At 73.4% G+C, this 18,175-nt stretch carries 19 protein-coding genes and 1 pseudogene; 8 read left to right on the forward strand and 12 right to left on the reverse strand.

Annotated elements, in window-relative coordinates:
- Window positions 1–100: 100 nt before the first annotated feature.
- The 8 genes and pseudogenes from IF37_RS0105555 to IF37_RS39045 form a co-directional block, all read right to left on the reverse strand.
- Window positions 101–619 carry a cupin domain-containing protein gene (locus tag IF37_RS0105555; RefSeq protein ID WP_030737022.1) on the reverse strand — a complete coding sequence of 173 codons (519 nt, stop codon included), beginning with the start codon at window positions 617–619 and terminating at the stop codon, window positions 101–103.
- Between the two features lie 7 nt (window positions 620–626).
- A complete protein-coding gene (locus tag IF37_RS0105560; protein ID WP_030737025.1) occupies window positions 627–1,841 on the reverse strand; it encodes a cytochrome P450 in 1,215 nt (404 codons plus the stop codon).
- Window positions 1,838–2,902 (reverse strand): type III polyketide synthase, encoded by a 1,065-nt coding sequence (locus IF37_RS0105565; protein WP_030737028.1) that lies wholly within the window; start codon window positions 2,900–2,902, stop codon window positions 1,838–1,840. Before IF37_RS0105565 ends, IF37_RS0105560 begins: the two co-directional genes overlap by 4 nt.
- Before the next feature lie 562 nt (window positions 2,903–3,464).
- A complete protein-coding gene (locus IF37_RS0105570; RefSeq protein ID WP_030737031.1) occupies window positions 3,465–3,698 on the reverse strand; it encodes a DUF6213 family protein in 234 nt (77 codons plus the stop codon).
- A gap of 26 nt (window positions 3,699–3,724) precedes the next feature.
- Window positions 3,725–5,110, reverse strand: coding sequence for an NADP-dependent succinic semialdehyde dehydrogenase (locus IF37_RS0105575; protein ID WP_030737034.1), 1,386 nt, complete (start codon window positions 5,108–5,110; stop codon window positions 3,725–3,727).
- Between the two features lie 76 nt (window positions 5,111–5,186).
- Window positions 5,187–5,660: an NUDIX domain-containing protein gene (locus IF37_RS0105580; RefSeq protein WP_030737037.1), complete on the reverse strand. Its 474-nt coding sequence runs from the start codon at window positions 5,658–5,660 to the stop codon at window positions 5,187–5,189.
- On the reverse strand, window positions 5,657–7,195 hold the full coding sequence (locus IF37_RS0105585; protein ID WP_030737049.1) for an ATP-dependent DNA ligase: 1,539 nt from the start codon (window positions 7,193–7,195) through the stop codon (window positions 5,657–5,659). Before IF37_RS0105585 ends, IF37_RS0105580 begins: the two co-directional genes overlap by 4 nt.
- A gap of 76 nt (window positions 7,196–7,271) precedes the next feature.
- Window positions 7,272–8,230 (reverse strand): annotated as a pseudogene (locus IF37_RS39045) (NAD(P)/FAD-dependent oxidoreductase).
- Window positions 8,231–8,295: 65 nt separating this feature from the next.
- On the opposite strand from IF37_RS39045, the gene IF37_RS0105595 reads away from it, so the two are divergent.
- The 5 genes from IF37_RS0105595 to IF37_RS0105615 all read left to right on the forward strand — a co-directional run bounded on the left by IF37_RS0105595 (window position 8,296) and on the right by IF37_RS0105615 (window position 12,610).
- Window positions 8,296–8,871, forward strand: coding sequence for a helix-turn-helix domain-containing protein (locus IF37_RS0105595; RefSeq protein ID WP_030737052.1), 576 nt, complete (start codon window positions 8,296–8,298; stop codon window positions 8,869–8,871).
- A gap of 87 nt (window positions 8,872–8,958) precedes the next feature.
- On the forward strand, window positions 8,959–9,930 hold the full coding sequence (locus tag IF37_RS0105600) for an NADPH:quinone oxidoreductase family protein (RefSeq protein ID WP_030737057.1): 972 nt from the start codon (window positions 8,959–8,961) through the stop codon (window positions 9,928–9,930).
- A complete protein-coding gene (locus IF37_RS0105605; RefSeq protein WP_030737060.1) occupies window positions 9,927–11,108 on the forward strand; it encodes an acyl-CoA dehydrogenase family protein in 1,182 nt (393 codons plus the stop codon). Before IF37_RS0105600 ends, IF37_RS0105605 begins: the two co-directional genes overlap by 4 nt.
- The gene (locus IF37_RS0105610; protein ID WP_030737063.1) at window positions 11,105–12,178 is read left to right on the forward strand and encodes an acyl-CoA dehydrogenase family protein; all 1,074 of its coding nucleotides are present in this window, start codon (window positions 11,105–11,107) and stop codon (window positions 12,176–12,178) included. The genes IF37_RS0105605 and IF37_RS0105610 overlap by 4 nt, the downstream gene beginning before the upstream one ends.
- Window positions 12,179–12,415: 237 nt before the next feature.
- Window positions 12,416–12,610, forward strand: a complete 195-nt coding sequence (locus IF37_RS0105615; RefSeq protein ID WP_030737066.1) for a hypothetical protein — start codon at window positions 12,416–12,418, stop codon at window positions 12,608–12,610.
- A gap of 47 nt (window positions 12,611–12,657) precedes the next feature.
- On the opposite strand, the gene IF37_RS0105620 is transcribed toward IF37_RS0105615, so the two are convergent.
- Window positions 12,658–13,896 carry a phosphodiester glycosidase family protein gene (locus tag IF37_RS0105620; protein ID WP_173456737.1) on the reverse strand — a complete coding sequence of 413 codons (1,239 nt, stop codon included), beginning with the start codon at window positions 13,894–13,896 and terminating at the stop codon, window positions 12,658–12,660.
- 75 nt (window positions 13,897–13,971) lie between these two features.
- Entirely contained in the window at window positions 13,972–14,331 is a 360-nt protein-coding gene (locus tag IF37_RS0105625) for a DUF779 domain-containing protein (protein WP_030737072.1), read from the reverse strand.
- Window positions 14,332–14,548: 217 nt separating this feature from the next.
- On the opposite strand from IF37_RS0105625, the gene IF37_RS44810 reads away from it, so the two are divergent.
- Window positions 14,549–15,142, forward strand: coding sequence for a hypothetical protein (locus IF37_RS44810; protein WP_052844987.1), 594 nt, complete (start codon window positions 14,549–14,551; stop codon window positions 15,140–15,142).
- Between the two features lie 44 nt (window positions 15,143–15,186).
- Here the strand turns inward: IF37_RS44810 and IF37_RS0105635 are convergent, their stop codons facing one another.
- Window positions 15,187–15,573, reverse strand: a complete 387-nt coding sequence (locus tag IF37_RS0105635) for a hypothetical protein (RefSeq protein ID WP_052844988.1) — start codon at window positions 15,571–15,573, stop codon at window positions 15,187–15,189.
- 76 nt (window positions 15,574–15,649) lie between these two features.
- Window positions 15,650–16,249 (reverse strand): AAA family ATPase, encoded by a 600-nt coding sequence (locus IF37_RS0105640; protein ID WP_301540311.1) that lies wholly within the window; start codon window positions 16,247–16,249, stop codon window positions 15,650–15,652.
- Window positions 16,250–16,439: 190 nt separating this feature from the next.
- Here IF37_RS0105640 and IF37_RS0105645 point away from each other — a divergent pair, with 190 nt between their 5' ends.
- Complete coding sequence (locus IF37_RS0105645; RefSeq protein ID WP_030737084.1) at window positions 16,440–17,222, forward strand: hypothetical protein; 783 nt, start codon at window positions 16,440–16,442, stop codon at window positions 17,220–17,222.
- A gap of 166 nt (window positions 17,223–17,388) precedes the next feature.
- Window positions 17,389–18,123, forward strand: coding sequence for a D-Ala-D-Ala carboxypeptidase family metallohydrolase (locus IF37_RS0105650; RefSeq protein WP_030737087.1), 735 nt, complete (start codon window positions 17,389–17,391; stop codon window positions 18,121–18,123).
- Window positions 18,124–18,175 lie beyond the last annotated feature (52 nt).

The following is an 18,175-nucleotide window of genomic DNA, read 5'->3' on the forward strand; positions in this document are numbered from 1 at the left end:
CGTCCGCGTGCGCCGCGCGGGCCTGGGCCGGCACCGTCGTCGCGGTGTCCCGCCGCCGGCCGGCCGGGTGCCGGCCCGGCGGATGCCGCGGCCCGTGCGCTCACCTGTGCCGGAGCGGGGTCAGCTGCTCGATGTCGTACTTGGCCCGCAGCGCCTCGATGGCCTCCTGGTCCGGAGGACCCCCCTCGCGCAGGATCTCCAGCAGCTCCTCGAAGTAGAGTTCGTGGTCCGGCGGCGGGCTCGCCTGGAAGAACATCCTGGCCGGCGTCTCGGTGGGATTGGCGAAGGCGTGCGGACAGCCCGGCGGTACGACGATCACCGTGCCGGGTGTCGCCCGGACCACCCGGCTGCCCGAACTCGACTCCCAGCGCTGCCAGTTGTCGGGCGTGCGGATGCGCGGCTCGAAGGCCAGCACGTCCAGCTCGCCGTCGAGGACGTAGAACAGCTCCTCGCTGCGCGTGTGCACATGGGCGCCCACGTCGAAACCCGGCGGCACCTCCACCTCGAAGGTGGAGGCCATCCGCGAGTGGGTGCCGGTCACCTTGAACGTCACCCGCTGGGCGGGCGTCTCGACCACGCGCCCGTGTCCCGGCGGTACGAGCAGTCCCTCGGTCGTCATCGGCCGCTCACCACGTCACCGGCAGCGCCTGCGGACCCCGGATCAGGGCCCCCTTGCGGAACGGGACCTGATCCGGCGGTACGGCCAGCCTCAGGCCCGGTACCCGGTCCAGCAGGGTGTCCGTCAGGAGTTCCTCCTCCAGCCGGGCCAGCATCCCGCCGGGGCAGTAGTGCGGGCCGAAGCCGAACGCCGCGTGCGGGTTCGGGCTGCGGGAGAAGTCGATCGTCTCCGGGGCGGGGAAGACGTCCGGGTCGCGGTTGGCGGCCAGGTAGGAGACGTAGACCGGGTCGCCCGCGCGGACCCGGACCCCCCGGATCTCCACGTCCTCCAGGGCGATGCGGGACAGACCGACCGCGTTGCGGTGCGGGATGTAGCGCAGCAGCTCGTCGATCGCCCGGGGGCGGATGCCCGGCTCCGCGCGCAGCCGCTCCGCCAGACCGGGGCGGGTCAGCAGCAGGTAGAACATCTGCCCGCTGTTGGCGGTGACCGCCTCGCCGCCGATCTGGAGGAGGACGGCGAGGCCGACGGCCTCCTCCAGCGTGATCTCGCCCCGGCCGACCGCGGCCCCCAGCAGCGAGGTGACGTCCTCGCCGGTGCTGTTCCGGCGCGCGCCGACCAGGTCGGAGAAGTACGCCGCCATCTCCCGTTTGGCCCGCTCGCTCGGCTCCTTGCCGTGCGAGGAGGACAGGATCAGCTCGGTCCAGGCGTGCAGGGCGTGCCGGTCGCCGGCCGGGACGCCCATCAGCTCGCAGATCACCGCGATCGGGAACGGCCCGAGGACCGCCGCCGTGAGATCCGCGGGCGGGCCGCCCCGCAGCAGGTCGTCGACCAGCTCGTCCAGCAGCGTGCGGGCCTTGTCCCGCACCCGTTCCACGCCCTTCGCGGTGAACGCGGCGGCCACCGCGCGGCGCAGCCGGGTGTGGTCGGGCGGATCGAGGAAGCCGACCGCCCCCGGTGCCGGGATGAAGTGCGGGGCCAGCCGGGTGACCTGCCGGTCCATCACCGCCTCCCGGCTGAAGCGGGGGTCGTTGGCCACCCTGCGCACGTCCTCGTACCGGGTGACCAACCAGGCCCAGCCCTCCCCGTTGGGCAGCTGGACCCGGGTGACCGGGCCCTCCGCCATCAGGTCGGCCAGCACCGGGTCGAAGTCCGTCCCGGGGAGGTCGAGCGCCGGCCAGTGCCGGACCGGCGGCAGGGTCTCGGCGAGCGCCTCGGCGGTCACCGGCCGGCTCCGTCCCCGTTGACCCAGCGGCCCACCGTCATCTCGGCGGTGATGCCGGGACCGAACCCGGCGAGCAGCCCGCGCGCCCGCTCCTCGGCGCCGCCCTCGTCGAACAGCCGGCGCAGCGCGTCCAGGACGACGGCGCTGGCGATGTTGCCGTACTCGGTGAGCGTGGCCCGGCTGAACCGGAACGCGTGCGGGTCGACCTCGAGGAACTTGCTGAGGTCGTCGAGAATGCGGGGGCCGCCCGCGTGGATGATGTAGAAGTCCAGGTCGGACGCGTCCCAGCCGTGGGTGCCGGCCAGGTCCTTCAGCGCCGGGGCGAGCGGTTCCATGGTCGCGGGGACCCGCTTGTCCAGCAGGAAGTGGAATCCGGTCGCCCGGACGTCGTACGCGATCCAGTCCTCGGTCTTCGGGATCAGGTAGGAGCCGTTGCGCTCCAGTCGGACGCCCGTGCCGCCGTTCCCGCGCACCACGGCCGCGGCGACGCCGTCACCGAACAGGCCGTTGGAGAGCAGCGAGCCGACGCCGAGGTCGGTGGGCTGGTAGCACAGCGAGCAGAACTCGCAGGCCACGATGAGGGCGTTGGCGTTCGGGTACGCCGAGCAGAAGTCGTGCGCCCGGTTGATCGCCGCGCCGCCGGCCGCGCAGCCGAGCTGGGCGATCGGGAGCTGACGGGTGGTGCTGTCGAAGTCCATCTCGTTGATCAGCCAGGCCGTGAGCGAGGGCATCATGAAGCCCGTGCACGACACGTAGATGATCACGTCGATGTCCCTGGTGAGCAGTTCCGCGTCGTCCAGCGCGCGCTGGATCACCGCGGGGACCCGGGCCTTGGCCTCGGCCTCGTAGAGCTTGTTGCGCTCCTCGAAGCCCGGGTGCTTGAGGGTCTCCTCGATGGGCTGGACGATGTGTCGCGTCTTGACGCCAGTGTTCTCGATCAGTCTCAGGGCCAGCGGCAGTTGTGGGTGGTCCGCGTGGCGGGAGCGCGCCAGGTCCAGCGTCTCCTCCATGGTGATCACATACTCCGGGACCGACACCGTGGGCCTGCACAAAGTCGCCATGAACCGTCCCTGCTTTCCGCGTTCCGGAAGGCCTTCGCCCACCGGTCAGAAGGTGGGTCGCCTCTGTGGGCGCTCCACCCACCGTCACCCGGGAGGGCGACGATCTCGCGTTGGATTACTCCGAACCGGGGACCCGGGGGTCGGGCACGGAGGGCGTTTCGTCCCGCCGGACGAGGGAAAACCCGATCCCCTCGGTTAGGCCCGCACGGGCGGAGGGGACGGCGGCCGGCGACCGGGTGGCGGCGCGGGCGGCGGGGCCGGCCGGCCGGGGCCGGCTGGATCCGGCCGGGTGACGTCTGGTTGCTTTCGCAAGCACCGGCAGACGCGGGGGACGGCCGAAGGCGCGAGGGGCGGCGGGCGGGCGACGGCGGTCGAGGGAGCTTTCGGCGGCGGGGAAGGCCCCCACCGCCCGCGCGGCCTCCGATCCGCCCTCAGCGCCTCGTCCCCCCGCCCCGCCACCCGTCCGGCGTCCCGGCCGCTCCGGCCGTTCGGCACCGCCGCCGGACGGCCGCCGCCGGCCCTTGCCCGCGCTCGGTCCGGAGCCACACGGGGCGCCGGACGTCTACGGCGCCCCGCTGCTGTGCGCGATGCACGCGACGTCGATCCGGTCCGCCAGCTTGGCCAGCTCGATGGTCAGCGCGGCCACGGTGTCCTCGTCGAGCTCCTGCTCGCCCGCCTCGACAAGGTGCAGCCACCGCGCGCCCACGGTCCGCAACAACTTACTCACGTCGGCCGCGGCCACCTGCAAGGCACCGCGGTCGTCGACGATCAGAGGCAGGGTCACTTCGCGGTTCACAAAAGGGGATGGTAGCCGCGCGGGCGTCACGCACCCTGCCAAACCGTGGTGATGTTGCAGAACTCCCGGATTCCGTGCCCGGACAGCTCACGCCCGTACCCCGACCGCTTCACCCCGCCGAACGGGAACGCCGGATGGGAGGCGGTCATCCCGTTCACGTACACCGAACCGGCCTCCAGGTCCCGGGCGAACCGCTCCACCTCGGCATCGTCCCGTGTCCACACGTTGGAACTCAGCCCGAAAGGCGTGTCGTTGGCGATGAGCACGGCCTCGTCCAGGTCGTCCGCCCGGTACAGCGTGGCGACCGGTCCGAACGCCTCCTCGCGGTGGACGCGCATCTCCCGGGTGATGCCGGCGAGGACGGTCGGCGGGTAGTACCAGCCGGGCCCGTCCGGCCGCCGGCCGCCGCACAGCACCTCGGCCCCGGCCCGCCGGGCGTCGTCGACCAGCTCCTCCAGGTCGGCCCGCCCCCGCTCGCTGGCGAGCGGCCCGACGTCCGTCTCCTCGTCCGTCGGGTCGCCCGTCCGCAGCGCCCTCATGCCCGCCACGAACTTCTCCGCGAAGGCGTCGTAGACGTCTGAGTGCACGATGAACCGCTTGGCGGCGATGCAGGACTGCCCGGTGTTCTGCGTCCGCGCGGTCACCGCGACCTCGGCCGCCCGGTCGAGGTCCGCGGACGGCATGACGACGTAGGGGTCGCTGCCGCCCAGCTCCAGCACCGTCTTCTTGATCATTTCGCCGGCGGTGGCGGCGACCGCCCGCCCGGCCGGCTCGCTGCCGGTCAGCGTCGCCGCCTTCACCCGCTCGTCGCGCAGCACGTCGTCCACCGCGGCGGAACCGATCAGCAGCGTCTGGAAACAGCCCTCCGGGAAGCCCGCGCGGTGGAACAGGTCCTCCAGGTACAGGGCGGTCTGGGGCACGTTGGAGGCGTGTTTGAGCAGACCGACGTTGCCGGCCATCAGGGCGGGCGCGGCGAACCGGATCACCTGCCACAGGGGGAAGTTCCAGGGCATCACCGCGAGGACCGGGCCCAGCGGGCGGTACCGCACCCGTACCCGGGAGGCCCCGGAGTCGCGCACGTCCGGCTCGGCGGGCTCCTCGTCGGCCAGCAGCCCCTCCGCGCGCTCCGCGTACCAGCGCATCGCCTTGGCGCACTTCGCCGCCTCCGCACGGGCCTGCCTGATCGGCTTGCCCATCTCGGTGGTCATGACGCGGGCGATCTCCCGCTGGTCCTCGTCCAGCAGATCGGCGGCCTTGTTCATCAGCCGGGCACGGTCGCCGAACGAGCTGGTCCGGTAGGTCCGGAAGGTGGCCTCGGCGAGCTGGAGCCGGCGTTCCAGCTCCTCCTCGCCCATGGGCTCGTACGTCTTGAGCGTCTCGCCGTTCGCCGGGTTCACCGTCGCGATGGGCATGGCTGACCTCCCTGGGAGCGGGCTTGTCTCGACCTTCGCGCGCGGCCGGGTCCGGCGCAACGCGGAAGTCCCCTGCTCAGCCCGAGTGCTCCGCCAGCCGGTCGAGAAACGCGGCCTGCGCCGTGATGATCAGCGCACGGGCCCGGCGCAGACCGAACCACGCCACCCGGTCCAGCTCCGGGAACTCCCGTGTCCGGCCGGAGCGCGGCGGCCACTCCATGGTGAACGTGCCCGGCACGATCGTCTCCGGGTCGAGATCCGCCTCCACCGCCCACGCCGTGACGATCTTGCCGCCTGTCTGCGCGACCTCGCCCAGCGGTACGGCCGCCCCGTCCGGCGGCGCCAGCCCCAGCTCCTCTTGGAACTCCCGCCGGGCCGCCTCCCAGGCCGGCTCCGAGGGGTCGTACTCGCCCTTGGGCACGGTCCACGCGCCCGCGTCCTTCTTGGCGAAGAAGGGTCCGCCCATATGGCCGAGCAATACCTCCAACCCCTCATCCGTGTGCCGGAACAACAGCAGTCCCGCACTGCGTCGCGTCGTCCGCACCGTCACGGCCTGACCTCCGGGTGGGCTGCCAGCAGGGCCTCCACCGTATCGGCCTCCTCCGGCCGCTTGTCCTCGCGGTAGCGGACCACGCGGGCGAAGCGGAGGGTGACCCCGGCCGGGTAGCGGGAGGAGCGCTGGAGGCCGTCGTAGGCGATCTCGACGACCAGTTCGGGCCGCACCCTGATGCCCCAGCCCCGCTCCTCGACCGCCAGCCGCCCCAGCCGTTCGGTCTGCCAGGAGAGCATCGCGTCCGTCATGCCCTTGAAGGTCTTGCCGAGCATGGTGAAGGAGCCGTCCGGGCCGCGGGCACCGAGATGGAGGTTGGACAGCTTCCCCGTGCGCCGTCCATGGCCCCACTCGGCGGCCAGCACCACCAGGTCGAGGGTGTGCACGGGCTTCACCTTCAGCCAGGACGCGCCGCGCCGCCCGGCGCTGTAGGACGCGTCGAGGGCCTTGACCACCACCCCCTCGTGACCGCGGGCCAGGGTGTCGGCGAGGAACCGCTCCGCCTCCGGGATGTCCCCGGAGCCCGAGATCACGGTGCGCCGCACCCGCGCCGGCTCGGGCACCAGCCGGGCCAGCTCCGCGTGCCGCTCGGTGAACGGCAGGTCGAGCAGGTCACGGCCGTCGACCGAGAGGGCGTCGAAGAAGACGGGGGAGACCGGAGTCTCCTCGGCGGCCCTCGCCACGTCGGTGCGCGAGCCGACCCGGCCCGCCGTCTCCTGGAAGGACCGGGGCCGGCCCGTGCCGTCGAAGGAGATCACCTCGCCGTCCAGGATGAACCGCTCGCCCGCCAACCCCAGTGCGGCGGCGGTCACTTCGGGCAGTCGGTCGGTGATGTCGTCCAGTGTGCGGGTGTGCACCCGGACCACGTCGCCGTCCCGGTGGACCTGGACCCGGATGCCGTCCAGCTTCTCCTCCACCGCGCAGGCGCCCAGCTTCTCCACCGCCTCGGCGACCGAGGACGCGCTGTGCGCCAGCATCGGCAGCACCGGGCGGCCCACGGTGAGCCGGAACCGCTCCAGCGCCGCGGGGCCCTCGCCGAGCAGCGCCCGGGCCACCGTCTGGAGCGACCCCGCGAGCATCACGGCCCGCCGCACGTCCGCCGGGTCCGCGCCGGTCGCCCGGGCCAGGCCCTCCACCGCGACCGCGTCCAGCGCGCCCTGGCGCACCTCGCCGGTGAGCAGGCCGAGCAGGAAGCGCTGTTCCTCCTCGGTGGCCGCGCCCATCAGCTCGCCGACGAGCCGGGTCCGCTCCGCCTGCGAGCCGGGCCCGGACACCTTGCCCAGCTCGGTGAGCCGGGCGTCGACCTCCCGCACCGTGAGCCGGGGCTCGGCGGCCGGCTCCACCGGGCGGCCCAGCACCTTCCAGCCGACGCCCAGCCGGCCCTGCGGCAGCCGCCCGGCCAGGTAGGGGATGACGATCGGCACGTCGTCCGGCCCGGCGTCCCGGAACAGCTCGGCGAGCAGCGCGGTCTTGCGGGACCGGGCCGCCGTCGCGGCCACCTCCCGGGACACCTGGGCCAACCGGGTCAGCAGCATGCCATCAGGGTGCACCCGGGAAGCGGGGTTCACACACCCGCGCGGCCCGGTCCGGGCCGGAGCGGGGAGCGGTGCCCTACAGCCCCGCGGCCGCGTCCAGGTCGGCCATCAGCAGCTCCCCGTTGATCGCCGCGCCCGCCCGGTAGCCGCGGCTGGCCGCGTTCACCACCTGCTCGGCGAAGCCGCTCGCGTTGCCCGCCGCCCACAGCCCGGGCACGCTCGTCAGGCCCCGTTCGTCGATCACCGGGCAGTCGCCGAGCGGCGTCCGCCGCAGCTCCGCGCCCAGCGCGACGAGCAGGTCGTTGTCCGGGACGGCACGCGGGGCGGCGTACAGCACCTCGAGTCCGCGGACCGTCCCTCCGCCGGAGGGGGCGCCCCCGGCGAGCCGGACACCGGTGAGCCGGTCGTCGGCGATCACGAGTTCCGCGACCGCGCCGGGCACGACGGCGACCCCGGCGGCGGCCGGCCGGCGCAGGTCCTGGTCCGTCAGCTCCGACTCGCCCACCTCGTGCAGGAAGAGCCGCACGTCCTTCGTCCACCGGGTGACCATCAGCGCCTGGTGCACGCTGAGCGCCGACGTGGCGAGGACACCGGTCGGCAGATCGCGCACCTCCCAGCCGTGGCAGTACGGGCAGTGGACCACGTCCCGGCCGAACCGCTCCGCGAGCCCCGGGACCGGCGGCAGCTCGTCCCGCAGACCGGTGGCGACCACCGGTTGCCGGGCCCGTACGGTACGGCCGCCGGCCAGGGGCACGGTGAAGCCGGCGTCCGCGTCCCGGCTCGCGTCCACCACCCGGTCCCGGACCAGCTCCACCCCGTACCGGGCGATCTCCTCGCGCCCGACGGCCAGGAACGCGGCCGGGGACATGCCGTCCCGGGAGAGATAACCCCGCATGTGCGCGGAGGGCGCGTTGCGCGGCTCGCCCGCGTCGACGACCAGGGTGCGGCGCCGGGCCCGGCCCAGGACCGAAGCGGCGGACAGGCCGGCGGCTCCGCCCCGACGACGACTGCTTCATACCCGCTGTTCTCGGTCATGACGCGACCGTCGTCCGGCGGTCGCGCGATTGACAAACGGATTTGCCGTTCCTGCAATGGTCACCATGACCACCGAAGACGTACTGGCGGGCGTGGGGCCGAGGCTGCGCCGCCTCCGCAAGGAGCGGGAGGTGACCCTGGCCGCGCTGTCCGAGGCCACCGGCATCTCCGTGAGCACGCTCTCCCGGCTGGAGTCCGGCCTGCGCAAGCCCAGCCTGGAACTGCTGCTGCCGATCGCCCAGGCCCACCAGGTGCCGCTGGACCGGCTGGTCGGGGCGGAGCCGGTGGGGGACCCGCGGGTGCGGGCCGAGCCGATCGTCCGGGGCGGACGCACGCACTGGCCGCTGACCCGCCAGCCCGGCGGCCTCCAGGCATTCAAGGTCCTCGAGCCGCAGCGCAGACAGGAGCCGGACCCGCGCACCCACGAGGGGTACGAGTGGCTCTACGTCCTCTCCGGCCGGCTGCGGCTGGTCCTCGGCGAGCACGACGTCGTGCTGTCGGCGGGCGAGGCGGCCGAGTTCGACACGCGCGTGCCGCACTGGTTCGGCTCGACGGGGGAGGGGCCGGTGGAGTTCCTGAGCCTCTTCGGGCCGCAGGGGGAGCGGATGCACGTGCGGGCCCGGCCGACCTCGCGGAGCTGAGACCGGCGGGCTGTTCCCTGATCGGCAAGCGACCGCTTAGTATGCGGTCGGACCCGGTCGGACGAGGCAGTCGCGTGGAGGCCCCGCATGCAGGCATGGCAAGTGCACGAGAACGGCGAGCCGGGCGAGGTGATGCGCCTGACGGAGGTGGAGCGCCCCACGCCCGGTCACGGACAGGTGCTGCTGCGGGTGCGCGCCGCCAACGTCAACTTCCCGGACGCGCTGCTGTGCCGGGGCCAGTACCAGGTGCGCCCGCCGCTGCCTTTCACGCCCGGCGTGGAGATCTGCGGCGAGACCGAGGACGGCCGCCGGGTCATCGCCAACCCGGCGCTGCCGCACGGCGGATTCGCCGAGTACGCCGTCGCCGACGCCCGCGCCCTGCTGCCCGCGCCCGGGTCGCTGGACGACGCCGAGGCCGCCGCGCTGCACATCGGCTACCAGACCGGCTGGTTCGGCCTGCACCGCCGTGCCCGTCTCCAGGCGGGGGAGACCCTGCTCGTGCACGCCGCCGCCGGTGGCGTGGGCAGCGCCGCCGTACAGCTCGGCAAGGCGGCCGGCGCCACCGTGATCGGTGTCGTCGGCGGCCCGGACAAGGCCGCCGTCGCCCGGAAGCTGGGCTGTGACGTGGTGGTCGACCGGCGTGCCGAGGACGTCGTCGCCGCCGTGAAGGAGGCCACCGGCGGCCGGGGCGCCGACGTGATCTACGACCCGGTCGGCGGCGAGGCCTACGCGCAGTCCGCCAAGCTGGTCGCCTTCGAGGGCCGGATCGTCGTCGTCGGCTTCGCCGGCGGCACCGTCCCGAGCCCCGCCCTCAACCACGCCCTGGTGAAGAACTACTCGATCCTCGGCCTGCACTGGGGCCTGTACAACACCAAGAACCCGGAGCTGGTCCGGCACTGCCACGAGCAGCTCACCGAGCTGGCCGACCGGGGCGCGATCAGGCCCCTGGTGAGCGAGCGGGTGCCGTTCGCCGCGGCGGCCGACGCCGTGCAGCGGGTCGCCGACGGGGTGACCACGGGCCGGCTGGCCGTCGTACCGGAGAACGGAGCCACCGCATGACCGACGCCGCGGAACTGCGCAGCCGCACCGCGGAGCTGCTGGCCGCCCACCCGCCCGCCACGACCGACCGCCTGGAGTTCCTCCGGGCCCGGTTCGACGCCGGCCTCGCCTGGGTGCACTACCCGCCGGGCCTCGGCGGACTCGGTGCCCCGCGCTCCCTCCAGGGCGTCGTGGACGCCGCACTGGAGGCCGCCGGCGCCCCCGACAACGACCCCCGGCGCATCGGCATCGGCCTCGGCATGGCCGCGCCGACCATCCTCAAGTACGGCACCGAGGAGCAGAAGCGGCGCTTCCTGCGGCCCCTGTGGACCGGCGAGGAGGTCTGGTGCCAGCTCTTCAGCGAGCCCGGCGCCGGCTCCGACCTGGCCGCGCTCGGCACCCGGGCGGTACGCGAGGACGACCACTGGGTCGTCGACGGCCAGAAGGTGTGGACCTCCAGCGCCCACCTCGCCCGCTGGGCCATCCTCATCGCCCGCACCGACCCGGACGTGCCCAAGCACCAGGGCATCACCTACTTCGTCTGCGACATGACCGACCCGGGCGTCGAGGTCCGGCCGCTGCGCCAGGTCACCGGCGAGGCCGAGTTCAACGAGGTCTTCCTCACCGGCGTCCGCATCCCCGACGACCACCGCCTCGGCGAGGTCGGCGACGGCTGGCGGGTCGCGCAGACCACGCTCAACAACGAACGCGTCGCCATCGGCGGCATGGCCCTGCCCCGCGAGGGCGGCATGATCGGCCCGGTCGCGAAGACCTGGCGCGAACGTCCCGCACTGCGCACCCACGAGCTGCGTCAGCGGCTGCTGAAGCTGTGGGTCGAGGCCGAGGTGGCCCGGTTCACCGGCGAACGCCTGCGCCAGCAGCTCGTCGCCGGCCAGCCCGGACCCGAGGGCGCCGGCATGAAGCTCGCCTTCGCCCGCCTCAACCAGGAGATCAGCGGCCTGGAGGTGGAACTCCGCGGCGAGGAGGGTCTGTTGTACGACGACTGGACCATGCGCCGGCCCGAACTCGTCGACTTCACCGGCCGGGACGCCGGATACCGCTATCTGCGCGCCAAGGGCAACAGCATCGAGGGCGGTACCAGCGAGGTGCTGCTGAACATCGTCGCCGAGCGCGTCCTTGGCCTGCCCGCCGAGCCGCGCACCGACAAGGACGTCGCCTGGAAGGACCTCGCCCGATGACCGATCTGCTGTACTCCGAGGAGGAGGAGGCGCTGCGGGCCGCCGTCCGCGACCTGCTCACGGACCACTGCGCGGCGGCCGACGTCATCACCCGCACCGAGTCGGACGCACCGCACGACCGCGCCCTGTGGAAGTCCCTCACCGAGGGCATGGGCCTGGCCGGCCTCCTGGTGCCCGAGGAGCGGGGCGGCCAGGGCGCCTCCCACCGGGAGACGGCCGTGGTGCTGGAGGAGCTGGGGCGGGCCGTCGCACCCGTGCCGTACCTCACCAGCGCGGTCGTGGCCACCGAGGCGCTGCTCGCCTGCGGCGACGACGAACTGCTGGGACAGCTCGCCTCCGGGCGGACCATCGGCGCCCTGGCGGTCGGCCTGCACAAGGGCCCGGGCGCGGACCTCGGGACCGTACGCGTCGAGAACGGCACCCTGCACGGCGAGCTGACCGGCGTCGCGGACGCGGCCGTGGCCGACGTGCTGCTCGTCCCGGCCGCCGACGGAGGGCTGTACGCCGTCACCGCCGACGCCGCGACGGTCACCCCGCAGACCTCGCTGGACCTGACCCGCCCCGTGGCGACCGTACGGCTGGACGGCGCTCCCGGCCGCCGCCTGGGCGACGCGGAGCCCGCCGTACGACGTGCCCTGCGCGCCGCCGCCGGACTGCTCGCCTCCGAGCAACTCGGCGTAGCCGACTGGGCGTTGACCGAGACGGTGCGCTATCTGAAGGAGCGCAGGCAGTTCGACCGGCCGGTCGGCGGCTTCCAGGCGCTCAAGCACCGGCTCGCCCAGCTGTGGCTGGAGGTGGTGAACCTGCGGGCCGCCGCCCGCGCCGCCGCCGACGCGCTCGCCACGGGTGAGGACACCGACATCACGGTGGCGGTCGCCCAGGCCTACGCCGCCCCCGTCGCCGTGCACGCCACCGAGGAGGCGCTGCAACTGCACGGCGGGACCGGCATGACCTGGGAGCACCCGGTCCACCTGTACCTGAAGCGGGCCAAGGCCGACTCGATCGCCTACGGCATGGCCGGGGCGCACCGCGAGGCGCTGGCCCAACTGGTCGACCTCCAGGCACCCTGAGCACCCCGCGGCACCGCCCCCACCAGCCGTCGCGGAACCCGGGGGAGACGGCTGCCCGCCGCCGGGGCCGACCACCTCGGCACCGACGACCTCGCGGACCTGGGGACCTTCCTCGACGCCCGCCCTCGCGCGGAAGACCACACGTTCGGAGGACGTGTCAGCTACCCGGACGAACCCTCCGCTACGCCACACTTGCGGCCGAACGCCGCACACGGGGCGTGGCGGAGGAGGTTCCCGATGGCCATTTCCATCTCTGTGGTGCTGCTGCTTCTGATCCTTGCGGTGATCTTCATTCGCAACTGCTCGCTGAAGGTCTCCCATGCCCTGGTCTGCATGATGCTGGGCTTCTACCTCTCCCACACGAGCATGGCGCCCACCATCCACAGCGGGCTCACCGCGACCACCGACCTGGTGAGCAGCCTGCGGCCCTGACGCGACCGGAGCCCGGGGGCGGCCGGCGCGTCAGGCGTGCCGGCCGCTCACCCGGTGGTGAAGACGCCGATGCCGTTGGCCACGGGGCGTTCGGCGCCCCCGCTGGGGTGGTTGCGCACGGTCACGGCGGCGGCGCCGGTGTCGCGGGACACCATCTCCGTCGAGCCGCCGCCGTCGAGGTTGAACGCGTCCGAGGCGCCCAGCGACCGCATGGTGTCCGCCTCCTCCGCGACGGTCAGGCCGGTGCGGTACCGCGCGGCCCCGTCCAGCGCCAGGAGCAGCAACTGCCGTCCGCCGCCCTTGACGCCCACGACCGTGCGCACCGCCGACGTACCGTCGTCCAGGCCGGACAGCGGAGCGCCGCCGCGCAGGACCGGGAAGCCGCCGATCGCGAACGCGTACGGCACCCCGGAGGAGGCCGCCGCCAACGTGTACGTGACGTCCACCCGGTCGCCGGCCGACAGCGCGCGCAGCGCCCGCGCCCCCTCCTCCCGGCCCACCAGGACCGTGGTGTCCGCGGGGATCGCGCCGCTGCCCGGGGCGCCCGCGACGGAGACCACCCGGCCGCCGCGCACCTTCACCTCGTAGGTGTCGTCGCTGCACGGCGCCGACCTCCGGGTGTCGGTGCCGCAGACGGCGCGCATCCGGGAGGCGCTGCCCCAGCGCGCGGTGAAGGCACCGACCGAGTTCACCGGCAGCGCGTACTGGTTGAGGCCCTTGAGGGGGAGCTTCCCCGTCGGCGTGCCGACCGAGCCCGTGAGGGTGAGGCGGTCCAGGCGGGCCCGCTTGTCGGTGCCCACGCCGAACACCTCCCGGGTGTCGGTGCCCGGGGGCAGCGCCGGCCCGAACCGCTGACCCTTGGGCACCGCCGCCTTCAGCACCCGCCCGTCCGCCACGGCCGGTCCGACGGCCGCGCCCGTGGCCTCCACGCCCGGGTGCTGGGTCTCGGTGATGTGGAAGAAGTCACCGTTCACCCCGGCGACCGCCCCGGCCGAGTCGGCCAGCCGGGAGACGGTCGCCCGGGCCGCCACCGCACCCGGGTACAGCAGGCCGACGCGGACGTGCGGGTCGGCCAGATCCACCGTGAGCAGGTGGGCGTGGGCCGTCCCGGCCGCCGCTCGCACGTCGAACTGCCGGTAGGTGACGCCCGGCGCGATCCGCCGGCCCGCCGGCGCGGCGCCGGCCGGTGAAGCGCCCGCCAGGGCCGCACCGGCCAGCACACCGAACGCCGTGACGACCGTGAGAACCGTTCTGCCCGCTGCCGAACGCCGGCGACGACCTGCCATCGTGCCCCCTGATGTCTCGTCAACTGCCCTTGTGTGCGTGGGCAGTGCAGCAGACTCGGACGGCCGGCGGGCCGACTAGGCGTCGACGACGCGAGAACGGGTGAGAAAACGCACCCCCTCGGGTGCCTCCAGCGAGAAACCGCTGCCCCGCCCCGGGACGACGTCCACGATCAGCCGGGTGTGGCTCCACGCCTGGTACTGGCTGCGGGACATCCAGAACGTGACGGCCTCCGGTACGCCCTCCACCGCCAGCTCGGCCAGCAGCACGTCCGAGCCGCCGGTGCGGAACTCGCCGTCGGGGTAGCACATGGGGGCACTGCCGTCGCAGCAGCCGCCGGACTGGTGGAACATCAGCGGACCGTGCTCGCCGCGCAGCCGGCGCACCAGTTCAGCGGCGCGCGGGGTGAGTTCGACGCGGGGGATCTCCTCTTCCATGTCACCGTCCCGGACCGTGGGCCTCGTGTCCCCGCCAGTCTCACGGATGCTCAGGGAAGCGTCCAGAAGGCGTCGTTCCCCGTTTCCGGCGCCTCGGTGGCCGGGTACGCCGGCGCGCCGGCACGGCCCTCGGCCTCCCGGACGCACGCCGTGCCGGCGGACCTCGGCCCGATGCCCCGGCCCGGGGCCGTCCACGTCCGGGTGCGAAGATGCGCTCATGCATCCGTGGTTCGACCAGCCCGAGCCGCGCTCCGTCGCGGCGGGCGAACATCCCTGGTGGGACGAGGCGCTGGCACTGGTCAACCGTGACCTGGCCGCGACCCTGCCCGAACAGCGTCCGCTGCGCCTGATCGCCTGGCCGGCCGGCGCCGAGGACGAGGACGAAGCGGAACGGGTCTACGTCGCGCTCGACAACGGCGACGCGCACGGCGACTCCCTGGGCCCGGCCCCCTCCTCGCCGACCGCGGCCCTGCGGGCGGTCGCCGAGGCCGCCCAGGACACCGTGATGGAGTGCCTGTGGCAGGCGTGGCCGGTGTGCACCCTGCACAACCTCGGGATGCACCTGGGCGAGGGCGAGGGCGAGGGCGAGGGCGAGGGCGAGGGCGAGGGCGAGGGCGAGGGCGAGGGCGAGGGCGAGGGCGCCGGAGGTGTGGTGTGGTGGTGCGCCGGCTCCGGGCGTCCGGACGACCCGGAACACCCGCGCGCCGCCGTCGGTGAGCTGGACACCGTGCACCGCCCCCGCCGCCCGAACCGCAAGCGCCGCGAGCCCCGCGAGAGCCGCGAGCGTCGTGAGGAGCGCAGGCCGCGCTGACCTCCTCGGGCGGGAGTGCCGAGAGGGGCCTCGGGAGAGCGGGCTCAGCCGGTGGCGAAGAGGTGCCGCGTCGGTACCGCGTACACCCCGGAGGCCACCACCAGCCCGGCCCGCAGGGTGAGGTCGACACCGCCGAGGGCGGCGGCCACCGGGCCGGTGTACACGGAGCCGACGCACAGCGCGGAGGCCGTCACACCCGCGTCCGGCGCCGGTGCGCCGGACCGGTTGACGCCGCCGGTGCAGCAGAACGGCCCGCCGGGCCTCTCGTCGGCGAGGGCGGGGCCGTCGTGGCGGTTGCGGCGCGGCACGATGTCCGTGGCGTAGACGGCCGTACCGGGGCCGAGCGGCAGCATGGTCAGCTGGAGCACGTCGCCGACGGCCGCCGGGAAGTCGGAGACGAGCAGCGCGTACAGGGTGAGCGAGACGGACACGGCGCCGTCCGGGTGTCCCCGGTCAGGAGGAGGCACGGCGACCGGACGACGGACCGGTCACCACTTGGCCGGGTCCCTATCGGTCCCCAGCCGCCGGGCGTCGGTCCCGCCGCTCCGCCGGTGAGCCGGCCCGGTCCGCGATGCGAGCCGTGGTGAGACCGGCGAGGACGCTGTCCACGGTCTGGGCAGGTGTCTGGTGCGTCGTGTCCAGCCACAGCCCACGGCGCGCGGTGGCACCGCGCAGGGTGTCGTCGAGGAGGTCGACCGTCCAGGGACCGCCGTAGCCGTCCTTGCGACGACCGGCCTCGCGCCGTGCCACCTCTTCCCGCGCGGGGGCGAGAACCACCAGGTACAGCGGTCTGGTCGTCATGGAGTCGAGGTAGGCGTCGAGGTGCTCGCCGAGGATGACGTCCTGGACCACCACGGTCCACCCCGCCCGTGCGTACAGGTCCGCGACCGCGGCCGAAGCCCGGTGGCGCAGACGCAGTTGCGCACGCGCCTCGGCGGTCGGCTCAGGCGTGAACTCCTCGCGACCGGACACGATCATCCGCCGGAAGGCGTCACCACGCAGGTGCATGGCGCGAGGGAGTCTTTCGGCCAGCCGTTGGGCGACGGTGGACTTCCCGGACGCCATGACGCCGGTGACGACCACCACCGCCGAATCGAGCTCCCGCACTGGCGGCTCCCGTCCTGGTCCGGGCTTCGCCTCGCTCGCCCACCGATCACCCATCGTGCCACGCCGGACCCTCTGCGGGGCCGGTCGAGCCGGGGCACCTGTGAGGGGGATCACGCGCAGTCCGTGACATCCCTTTGGCTGGTTCTCGAGTCAGATCAGCGAACGGATTTGCTTAAGGAGTAGTAAAAAGATGACCAATCGCACTCTTCTGGCCACGGCAGCCTTGTGCGTGACGGCCGTGGTGACGCTCACCGCGTGCGGGGACGACAAGAAGGCCGACAGCAAGGACGCGGGTGACTCCGCCTCGTCGTCGCACACGAAGGCGGCGGACCCGTTCGAGGGACTGACCCCGGCCCAGATCTCCGAGAAGGCCCGGGTCTCCATGACGAAGCTGGAGTCGTTCAAGGTCAAGGGCAACATGACCTCCGACGGTGAGCACATCACCTTCGACTTCGCCGTCGCCCGGAAGGGGTACTGCCAGGGAACCCTCACCACCGGGGGCGCGTCCGCCGACATCCGCCAGGTCAACGGCGCCGTCTACATGAAGGGTGACGAGAAGTTCTGGCAGAAGACCGGCAGTGACGAGGGCTCGTCGGCCGAGGAGACGGATGCCCTCATCGAACTCCTCAAGGGGCGCTGGTTCAAGATGCCGTCGGCGCAGGCCGACGCCGACAGCAAGTTCCCCTTCTGCGACATCGGCAAGATGTTCGAGAAGGACGAGAAGGAAGGCCCGCTCACCAGGGGTGCGGACACCGAGGTCAACGGCACGCCCGCCGTGACCCTCAAGGGCAAGGACGGCGCCCAGAAGCAGACCCTCTTCGTGTCCGCCAAGGACGAGCCCTACGCGCTCCGGATGACCGCCGAGGGCGGCAAGGAGCCCGGCTCGTTCGAGTTCTCGGCCTTCAACGAGCCCGTGACCGTCACGCCCCCGCCGCCTGGCGAGGTCATGGACCCCGAGAAGCTCAAGGGCTGACACCCCGGCAGGCGGCACAGCCGGAGCCGGAGGAGGGCGCTTGACCGGCCGGGCATCCGCCCGGTGAGGCGCCCTCTCCGGCACCTGCGGGATGAGCCGGTCGTGCTTGACGGTCCGGACACGTTCCGGCACCGTCGAATGCCCCATCCCCTCCCTGGGAGGCGCCATGCTCAGACGTGCGCTCCGCACCCTCCTCTCGCTTGTCATGCTCACTTCGTTCGCTGGTCTCGGTGTCACGCTCACCACCGGCACCGCCCACGCGGACGACTGCTACACCTTCCCGCGCACGCTGAGTCAGGGCAGCAGCGGCGAGGACGTGCGGCAGTTGCAGATCCGGGTGGCCGGCTACCCCGGGTACGGGGCCGTCCTGGCGATCGACGGACAGTTCGGGCCCGGCACCAAGGACGCCGTCACCAGATTCCAGCGTGCGTACGGGCTCGCAGCGGACGGCATCGCGGGTCCGGCGACCTTCAGCAAGATCTACGCCTTGCAGGACGGTGACTGCACGCCGGCCCACTTCACCTACGCGGAGATGAACCGCTGCAACTCCGACTGGTCCGGCGGGGCCGTCTCCGCCGCGACGGCCCGCGCCAACGCGCTACAGCAGATGTGGAAGCTGGAGGCGCTGCGGCACGCGCTCGGCGACCGGCCCCTGACCACCAGCAGCGGTTTCCGTTCCTACTCCTGCAACAACGCCGTCGGCGGGGCCGCCACCAGCAACCACCTGTACGGGCGCGGCATCGACCTGGTGGGCTCGCCGACCTACTGCGAGATCGTCACACAAGCCCGCAACCACGGCTTCAACGAGATCCTCGGCCCGGGTTACCCGGGCCACAGCACCCATGCCCACCTGGGCAGCCAGAGCTCCCGCTTCTGGTCCGCCTCCTCCTGCGGCATCTGAGCCGCTCCGGGCGGGGGCGCCGGGGCCGAGTCGGACAGCGGCCGCACCTGAT

This window comes from Streptomyces sp. NRRL S-31 (assembly GCF_000718775.1).
Lineage (GTDB): Bacteria > Actinomycetota > Actinomycetes > Streptomycetales > Streptomycetaceae > Streptomyces.

Bases quoted from the DNA above. Each gene is read 5' to 3' on its own strand.
- IF37_RS0105565 (WP_030737028.1), bottom strand. From the start codon at position 2,902: ATGGCGACTTTGTGCAGGCCCACGGTGTCGGTCCCGGAGTATGTGATC.
- IF37_RS0105615 (WP_030737066.1), top strand. From the start codon at position 12,416: ATGGCCATTTCCATCTCTGTGGTGCTGCTGCTTCTGATCCTTGCGGTG.
- IF37_RS0105650 (WP_030737087.1), top strand. From the start codon at position 17,389: ATGCTCAGACGTGCGCTCCGCACCCTCCTCTCGCTTGTCATGCTCACT.
- IF37_RS0105645 (WP_030737084.1), top strand. From the start codon at position 16,440: ATGACCAATCGCACTCTTCTGGCCACGGCAGCCTTGTGCGTGACGGCC.
- IF37_RS0105555 (WP_030737022.1), bottom strand. From the start codon at position 619: ATGACGACCGAGGGACTGCTCGTACCGCCGGGACACGGGCGCGTGGTC.
- IF37_RS0105625 (WP_030737072.1), bottom strand. From the start codon at position 14,331: ATGGAAGAGGAGATCCCCCGCGTCGAACTCACCCCGCGCGCCGCTGAA.
- IF37_RS44810 (WP_052844987.1), top strand. From the start codon at position 14,549: ATGCATCCGTGGTTCGACCAGCCCGAGCCGCGCTCCGTCGCGGCGGGC.
- IF37_RS0105595 (WP_030737052.1), top strand. From the start codon at position 8,296: ATGACCACCGAAGACGTACTGGCGGGCGTGGGGCCGAGGCTGCGCCGC.
- IF37_RS0105585 (WP_030737049.1), bottom strand. From the start codon at position 7,195: ATGCTGCTGACCCGGTTGGCCCAGGTGTCCCGGGAGGTGGCCGCGACG.
- IF37_RS0105600 (WP_030737057.1), top strand. From the start codon at position 8,959: ATGCAGGCATGGCAAGTGCACGAGAACGGCGAGCCGGGCGAGGTGATG.
- IF37_RS0105605 (WP_030737060.1), top strand. From the start codon at position 9,927: ATGACCGACGCCGCGGAACTGCGCAGCCGCACCGCGGAGCTGCTGGCC.
- IF37_RS0105610 (WP_030737063.1), top strand. From the start codon at position 11,105: ATGACCGATCTGCTGTACTCCGAGGAGGAGGAGGCGCTGCGGGCCGCC.
- IF37_RS0105575 (WP_030737034.1), bottom strand. From the start codon at position 5,110: ATGCCCATCGCGACGGTGAACCCGGCGAACGGCGAGACGCTCAAGACG.
- IF37_RS0105620 (WP_173456737.1), bottom strand. From the start codon at position 13,896: ATGGCAGGTCGTCGCCGGCGTTCGGCAGCGGGCAGAACGGTTCTCACG.